This is a genomic window from Methylophilus sp. DMC16, assembly GCF_056314045.1.
Genome location: NZ_JBQUZC010000006.1, coordinates 1 through 1,232 on the forward strand (window position 1 = coordinate 1; position 1,232 = coordinate 1,232).

Annotated in this window: 1 protein-coding gene; it reads left to right on the forward strand. The window is 47.1% G+C overall.

The window, feature by feature from the left end; translation table 11 throughout:
- Nucleotides 1-65: 65 nt before the first annotated feature.
- A protein-coding gene (locus ACT53D_RS14265) for an IS3 family transposase (RefSeq protein WP_476156852.1) occupies nt 66-1,222 on the forward strand; the annotation gives its coding sequence in 2 pieces (ribosomal slippage) (nt 66-300 and nt 300-1,222; 1,158 coding nt in all).
- Nucleotides 1,223-1,232 lie beyond the last annotated feature (10 nt).

Genomic DNA, 1,232 nt, shown 5'->3' on the forward strand with positions numbered 1-1,232 from the left:
TGAATCGCCACCAATTTACTAGACACCTTTAAGCCGTAATAATGGCAATAAAAGAAAGGTGCAGTATGAGTGGTAAACGTTATCCAGAAGAATTCAAAATAGCAGCCGTCCGTCAAATCACTGAAGGCGGATATGCTGTATCTGAAGTGGCCCGCAGATTGGATGTCACAGTCGATAGTCTGTATGCCTGGGTCAGGAAGTACGGCCCAGATGCAGCAGAGCATCAAGCAAAAACAGCTGAGCAGGCAGAGCTGCAACGTCTGCGTAAAGAACTCAAGCGCGTCACTGAAGAGCGAGATATCTTAAAAAAAGCCGCGGCATACTTCGCGAAGCAGTCAGATTGAGGTATGCCTTTATACAACAGCATCAGGACTGCTGGCCGATACGGTGGCAATGCAAGGTGTTGGATGTTCAGCCGAGTGGGTTTTATGCTTGGCTAAAGCAACCGTATTCCAAGGCTTACCAAACAAGCCAACGACAATCTGGCCTTATCAAGCAAAGCTGGTTGGAGTCTGGTGGTGTGTATGGTTATCGCAAAGTGCATAGCGATTTGCGCGCTTGGGGTGAGCGTATTGGGATCAACCGTGTTTACAAGCTGATGCATCAGCACGGCCTCAAGGCACTGGTTGGCTATCGCAAGCCACGCCATTGTAGTGGCAAGCCCCATGTGGCAGCGCCTAACAGGCTGAACCGTGAATTCAATCCAGGGATGCCGAATCAATCATGGGTGACTGACATTACCTATATTCGTACGCATGAAGGTTGGTTATATCTGGCCGCTGTCATGGACTTATTCTCCCGCCGTATTGTGGGTTGGTCTATGCAGTCGCGTATTACCAAAGAGCTGGTATTAGATGCATTGTTAATGGCTGTATGGCGCAGGAAGCCTAAACAAAAGGTGCTGATTCACTCAGATCAGGGTAGCCAATACACCAGTGAAGATTGGATGCTGTTTCTAAAAGCACACAATCTTGAATCTAGCATGAGCCGCAGAGGTAACTGCCATGACAATGCCGTGGCTGAAAGTTTCTTTCAACTACTGAAGCGAGAGAGGATTAAACGCAAAATATACAATGACCGGGATGAAGCAAAGCGGGATATCTTCGATTACATCGAGTTCTTCTACAACTCAAAACGAAGACACAATTCCAATAACTTGCTATCTCCGATAGACTTTGAAAAGCAGTTCAATCAATCGGCTGAGCAGTGTCTACAAAGTTAGTGGCGATTCA